This window comes from Spirulina sp. 06S082 (assembly GCF_034932145.1).
GTDB lineage: Bacteria > Cyanobacteriota > Cyanobacteriia > Cyanobacteriales > Spirulinaceae > CCY15215.
Window position 1 is genome coordinate 1 of the sequence record NZ_JAYGHV010000443.1, and the last position, 6,694, is coordinate 6,694.

Genomic DNA, 6,694 nt, shown 5'->3' on the forward strand with positions numbered 1-6,694 from the left:
AGATTGGTTGGGACGCACAGCCGATCGCACCTCCCGCCAAATGTTACTATTCGTGGGTTTAGCTGTCACCGCGATCGCGCCTCTGTGCTATTGGCTTTTTCCTTCTCTCCCAGTATTAATAGGGCTGCGACTCACTCAAGGGGCAGGAGTAGCTGCTTTTAGTACGGGATATGTCACTTTAGTTATGGATATTGCGCCTCCCCAACATCGCGGCAAAGCCTTAAGCTATATGGGTTTAACCAAGACCCTCGGGGCAGGATTTGGTGCTTGGGGGGGCAGTTTTCTGCAAAAACAAGCGGGTTATTCCTCTTTATTTCTCTTGGCTTCGGGTTTAGCACTGGTGGGATGGCTCTATTGTTGGAGATTACAGGAGCCTCCCCGAGAAAAAGCCAGTGAGAGAGACGCGATCGCCCCCGACAAATTCTGGCAACTTCTCTGCAATCGACGGATCGGTATCCTCGTCCTATTATCATTTCTCATCGGTTTAACCTCAAGCGGAGTAGGGGATTTTCTGCCTTTATTCATAGAAGATGCGAATATTGCTTTCGATCCTGGATTCTTTTATCTGGCGATCGGTTTGGCAACTTTAGCATCCCGTCTTGTTGTGGGAGGAATCAGCGATCGCTCGGGTCGCGGTTTATGCAGTACCATCGGCTTTACTTTTTATTTTATCGCCATGCTCGTCCTTTGGATGGCTCAAGATGGCTTGGGACTGCTATTAGTTGCCATTCTCGAAGGATTTAGTGCTGGGACGCTTTTACCCACCCTTGCCGCGACTATTGGCGATCGCACTCACAAAAACGAACGAGGACGCGCTATGAGTTTCTGGATGGGAGGATTCGATCTGGGAATGGCGATCGCGGCTCCGATCGCGGGTTGGTTAGCCAATACCTATGGCTATCGCAGTCTTTTTGCGGTAACGACTGGCATTGCTGGATTAACTCTCCTGTTGTTTATAACCTATTCTGGCACCACGTTTTATCATTCCTGGCAATATGCTTGTCGTTCCGCCTCGTCGAGATTCCCTTCTTCAATTTCAACAACAGCTAAACGACCATAAGTGTAAATAGTCCCCAACTGCCAATCGATTTGTTTAGCCTGTTTGAGACATTGCTCATAAAGTTGACGTGCTTGTTGTAAGTTTCCAGTTTCTGCCTCAAGTTGTCCTTGATGATATAAAAGATGAGTTTGTAAGTGTAGGCGATCTTCTTCTTTTATAGCAGTGCTTTCGATTGTTTCTTGGGCGTTTCCCAGCCATTTTTGCGCCGACGAAAATTGCTTCTCATTTAGGTGCATAATAGCCAGATGAACCATTGCATCAAAACGAGAGCGTCCCTCTAAGCCATCGGGAATTGTTAAGGCTTCTTCACAGAGGGCGATCGCCTCTTTACCTTGGCCGGGGCGATCGGTTAAAGTGAGGGTGTGAACCTTATCGAGCAAAGTCCGAGCAATAGTAGCGCGATCGCCTTGCTGAATCGCCGCTTCCAGCAAACAATTCAACCAAGCCTCTCGCTCATCCCAATAGCCCCTAAAGCGAGTGAATCCCCCCAGATACAGCCAAAACTCTTTAAATAAGTCGTATTGTTCGTGGCCGAGACACCATTCGATCGCCTCAGAAAGATTGCCCCATTCTCCCTCCAAATTATCATAATCCCCCCAATCCCGATAGGTTTTGTGGCCGTATTGTCGAACATAAGCTAAAAACCAATTCAGCCATCTTTGTCTCGCTTCTGGGGCAAACTTTGGCGCATCGTCTAATTGTGCGAGGACATAAGAGCGAGTTGCGGGTAACATCGTATATCGCTCTTCCTTCTGCTTAATAAGAGAAAGTTTTTGTAAATGCGCCAAATCTTTGGCTAGAATCAGGGGTTCTTCCACCGAGGAAACTTTGGCGATCGCCTCTCGCAATGCGACTTGGGGAAAAAATGCCAAGGCCATGAGTAAATGATGGGCAGACTCCGATAAGAGTTTAACCGATCCTTCAAAACAATAGCGAGATACATCATTGGTAGCTTGAGCCAACCTCTCGATAATTTCCTCAATATCAGAGCCAGCCGCCCGTTGACCGATAGTATAAACGATCGCAGCAGGAAGTCCTTTTGTTCTTTTATACAGTCTTTCTGCATCTTCTAGACTCACATCTAAGCCCTTTTCTTCAACTTGATGGAGAATGAGGTCTAAAGCATCTTCTTTAGCCAGAGAATCTAAGCGAATAGGAACGAGAGAAGATGCGGGTTGACGGGTAGTGACAATGATTTTAACAGTAGGGGGGAGTTCGTAGAGTAGCGCGAGGATAGTATCGCGATCTTCAACGGTTTCGAGATTATCAATAATCAGTAAAGTGCTTTGTTTAGAGAGATAATCTTGAACCCGTTCGAGTCGTTCTTCAAGGGCAGTATAAGCAAGTTCGGGAAGATCGAGAGTGCGGGCGATCGCGCGGAAAATATCCCTTTGATTGGCTTCTTGTCTCAGACGTTTGAGAATTCCCGTCCCCGTCAAACGTTGGGGTTGCGAGGAAACGAAGATAATGGCATCAAAAACCGGGGCGGGAGAGGTCGTCACCCCCCAACTAGCGTGTAAGCAGCGATAGGCAGCTTCTAAAGCAAGGGCTGTTTTTCCCAGTCCTCCTTCTCCTTCGATGCTAATGCGATAAACAGCACTATCTGGGGAGAGAAGTTTGAGTAATTTGTTTAATTCCTCTCTCCGTCCAATAAAAGCAGTATGATCGGGAACGGGTAAATTGTGCTGCGATCGCTTGACATTGTGGGAAGGGGGCGAAGGTTCGCGATCGACGACCTCCTCCCAAGAAAGATCGAGAATTTGACAGTAGGCTTGAAAGGCACGCTCTTTAATGGGTTGGATTTTACTCCCAGCAAAGCGACTCCAGGAACCATAGGAAATATCTTTAGCGAAGATTTCTGCATCTTCGATAAACACTTCGATGCGATCTCGAAAAGAACCTCTTCTTGCTCTAATGATTTCGCGTCTGATTTCGCTGGCATCTTGCTTTTTGCCAATACGCAGAATTTTTTCTAACTCTTTCAACCATTGGGGATCGTTGTCCTCCCAACCATTTTCTTGACCATAGCGATGGAGTAGAACTTTACTCGCTTCTTTCAAGGGTTTGGTATTTGTCGCATTAATGCGCCATCCCCTTTTTTTCCGCGCTTCTGTAATTTTGGCTTGTCCTTCTCCAGATGCTTTGAGACTTGCCATATTGTTTCTGATTTGTCCAAATAATTTTGGAGGCTTTTTCAAACTATTCCAGCTAATCTTATCAAACTATTCCTGCATATTAATAACAAATCTTGATTAAAATTTATTCGGGAATTTAAAGAATTGAAAAAGGCTTAACCGATCGAGTTATAAAAAATTTTTTAGTTGTTCTATCGAGGGATTTTTCTGTATTTGGATAATAATAAAAATATATGAGAATTAATTGTCCCAAAATTGTCTATTTTCAGAAAAGTATCTTGTTAAGGTAAAGCGATTAACAGAGAAGCGATTATGGGATCGTGACAATTGTATCTCTTAACAATTGAGTTTTGAAGGTTGGTTTTGCAATTGGTACATGATTTTGATGAATAAATCGAATTAATTATTGTTCTTAGAAAAGTGCGATCGCTTAAACACTCGCGTGAAAATATTCTTAAAATTGCATCAACCCAACCTCAAACCCAATCTCGATTTTAAGAACCCAAGCCGATCGCCCTTCTCGGCTAAGGCATTCACGAATTTAAACATCTATCTTGACAGGTTCAAATACACCCTATCTAAGATAAAACAGGTTTAGATTGTAAAAAATCTTTTTCCTCTCTTGCGAACCACTGCGATCGCGCAGTGCATAAAATTGGCAGCGTTGAGGTGAAACAAATATTAGAGTCCGAAAATGTCCCTGCTATTTTACTGACTTTTGTTATTTATTGTCGATCGCCCACTGCGATCGACCCAAGAAAAAAGTAGTCATTTAGATCGTGACTACTTCATCTGATTCATATTGACGGAGACCATTATAATGTCAGATTTTTGTTATTGGCACATTACTTCCCTTTTGCATTCCACCCTTAAACAGACTCAACCTCACTCAATCCACGATTCCCAACAGGCCGATCGCGTCGATCGCCTTCTCGGTCAAATCGATCGCGGTGTACTCCAAGAGAAACTGAACCAACTCGATCTCAGTGCTGTGGTAACTTCTCTGGTTCATCCGACCCAAGGCCAGGGATGGACGTACCCACAAGCAAATCTGGCCATCGCCCGTTATTTACTCTTTCTTTTCCTCTCCTATTTGTATCCATCACAAGTTCTCGTTCCTCCCCAAGAGGTCGATCTCGTCTGGCACGAACACCTCCTCCAAGATACCCGCAAATATACCCAAGATTGCGAAATGCTTTTTAATGGGTTCATTCACCATGCCCGTCAAAGCCAACTGTGGGAGAATGCTGTAGAGGAGAATGCCAGTGCAGCTTATCAACAAACGCGATCGCTTCTCGATCTGTATTTACAAGGGGTTTCTCGTACCTCTGGGGATAATTTAACCCTCGAGTTATTAACCCAAGAAACTCCTCCCCAAAAGCAAGAAAGCAGCGCTTGCGGTCATCCTGTTCAAGCATAGGAGAAGTGGCGATCGCGGCGATTGCAGAAAAAATCAAGCCCCGATCGCCCTCAACCTGCAAAATTCAGTAAGTTAAAACAATAGAAAATTCCTCGATACAGTTGGCGTTTGTCGTTAAGTTTGACCATAGGGGTTTCTTTGCGCTACATCGCGGAGAAATTAGCCCTTAACAATTCAGTCTGTGGAAGGAGTTTGCTAAATGGCTAAATTAAAAGTTGCGATTAACGGTTTCGGTCGGATCGGTCGCTTGGTCGTGCGATCGGGAGTCAAAAATCCCAACATAGAATTTGTCGGTATTAACGACCTCTTTCCCCCGGAACAACTTGCTTATATGTTCAAGTATGACTCAACCCACGGCACCTTTCCGGGGACTGTAGAAGGAAATTCGGAAGGGATCGCGATCGACGGTCATTTTATCCCCTGTACGGCTTTGCGAGACCCTAGCGAACTTCCTTGGGGCGATCGCCAGGTTGACTATGTGGTAGAAGCAACGGGACTCTTTACCAATTATGATGGTGCAAACAAGCACATTCAAGCAGGAGCCAAGCGGGTCGTCCTTTCTGCACCCACCAAAGAACCCGAAAAAATCAAAACAATGGTTCTGGGGGTCAATCATGAAGCCTTCGATCCAACAACTGATACCATTGTTTCTAATGCAAGTTGTACCACCAATTGTTTAGCTCCCATCACCAAAGTCATTGATGATAATTTTGGCTTGTCTGAAGGCTTAATGACCACCGTACACGCGGTTACTGCAACTCAACCCACCGTTGATGGACCCAGTAAAAAAGATTGGCGCGGAGGACGGAGTGCAACGCAAAATATTATCCCCGCTTCAACCGGTGCAGCCAAAGCCGTAACGCTTGTTTTACCGGCTTTAAAAGGGAAATTAACGGGGATGGCCTTGCGGGTGCCTACTCCCGATGTTTCTGTGGTCGATCTAACTTTTAAAACCGAAAAAGCCACCAGTTATGAAGATATTTGCAAAGCGATGAAGGCGGCTTCTGAGAATGGTTTAAAAGGCATTCTTGGTTATACCGATGAATGTGTTGTTTCTATGGATTTTAAGGGGGATTCTCATTCTAGTATTTTTGATGCTGGGGCGGGTATTGAGTTAAACCCGAATTTCTTTAAGGTCATATCTTGGTATGATAATGAATGGGGTTATTCTTGTCGTGTTATCGATCTGATGGTAATTATGGCAAAGAAAGAAGGAATTCTCTAGACTCATTCAATCCATAGTTTTCTATGCGCAGAAGTTAATTTCTGGGCTATTTATGATAGGGTAATCGAAAAAGAAAATTCAAGTTAACTATGACCGTCATTTCCACTCCAACTCAATTTCAATATCAACCCCTGTATAAGCCCAATCAAATCTTATGTGGAGGGGGTACAACTGTTGTTGTTACGGGATGGACGGTGAAGGGAATATTGGCAAAACATTTAGATGCTTCTGAATATGCCGCGATCGGTCAGTTGTACAGTCCCACGAGGGGAATTAGTTTATTATTACGCAATTTACTGTTAAATCCTCACGTTCGTTTTTTGGTTGTTTTGAATGCTACGAAAGAGGATCGCAATGCAGGAGGAAGTCAATGTTTATTAGATTTCTTTCGTCATGGTTTTAAGGCTGGAAAAAGCGAGACTGGGCGAGATATTTGGCAGATCGAATCAGAAATTATTGGCTATATCGATCGCGAAATTCCTGCTAATATCTTAGAAGCACTCCGTCAGAATATTGAATATCGAGAAGCAAGTTCTATTGGTGAGGCGAACGCCTTTATTAAATCTTATGCAGAAAAAAGCCCGGTGTCTGTTTGGGGTCAACCGTTAGAGTTTCCCTTTTCTCAGACTGTCCCGACAGTTTTTCCTGGCGATCGTTACGGACATTTAATTAAAGGCAAAACCATCGCGGAAACATGGGTGAAAATCATTCATCGTATCAAAACAACGGGAACAATTCGTCCGACGGGTTATGATGGACAATGGCAAGAATTAATCGATTTAATGGCAGTTGTGACCGATGAACCCGCAGATTTTTACTTTCCCGAACCGAATTATTTGCCCTGCGATCGCACT

Annotated in this window: 4 protein-coding genes and 1 pseudogene; 4 read left to right on the plus strand and 1 reads right to left on the minus strand. The window is 44.3% G+C overall.

Translation table 11 applies throughout. The annotated features are described in order from the left end of the window. A partial coding sequence (locus VB714_RS26450; RefSeq protein ID WP_323228263.1) for an MFS transporter occupies positions 1-1,060 on the plus strand: 1,060 nt, incomplete at its 5' end. Here VB714_RS26450 and VB714_RS26455 read toward each other — a convergent pair. Beyond that, the gene (locus VB714_RS26455) at positions 982-3,216 is read right to left on the minus strand and encodes an NB-ARC domain-containing protein (protein ID WP_323228264.1); all 2,235 of its coding nucleotides are present in this window, start codon (positions 3,214-3,216) and stop codon (positions 982-984) included. The genes VB714_RS26450 and VB714_RS26455 overlap by 79 nt on opposite strands. Before the next feature lie 799 nt (positions 3,217-4,015). Here VB714_RS26455 and VB714_RS26460 point away from each other — a divergent pair. The 3 genes and pseudogenes from VB714_RS26460 to VB714_RS26470 form a co-directional block, all read left to right on the plus strand. Beyond that, positions 4,016-4,615: a hypothetical protein gene (locus VB714_RS26460; RefSeq protein ID WP_323228265.1), complete on the plus strand. Its 600-nt coding sequence runs from the start codon at positions 4,016-4,018 to the stop codon at positions 4,613-4,615. 199 nt (positions 4,616-4,814) lie between these two features. Next, complete coding sequence (gene gap / locus VB714_RS26465) at positions 4,815-5,840, plus strand: type I glyceraldehyde-3-phosphate dehydrogenase (RefSeq protein ID WP_323228266.1); 1,026 nt, start codon at positions 4,815-4,817, stop codon at positions 5,838-5,840. 89 nt (positions 5,841-5,929) lie between these two features. Beyond that, positions 5,930-6,694, plus strand: a pseudogene (locus VB714_RS26470) (thymidylate synthase); the annotation flags it as partial.

Excerpts from the sequence above, each read along its gene's own strand:
- VB714_RS26455 (WP_323228264.1), bottom strand. The coding sequence starts at position 3,216 with ATGGCAAGTCTCAAAGCATCTGGAGAAGGACAAGCCAAAATTACAGAA.
- VB714_RS26460 (WP_323228265.1), top strand. The coding sequence starts at position 4,016 with ATGTCAGATTTTTGTTATTGGCACATTACTTCCCTTTTGCATTCCACC.
- gap (WP_323228266.1), top strand. The coding sequence starts at position 4,815 with ATGGCTAAATTAAAAGTTGCGATTAACGGTTTCGGTCGGATCGGTCGC.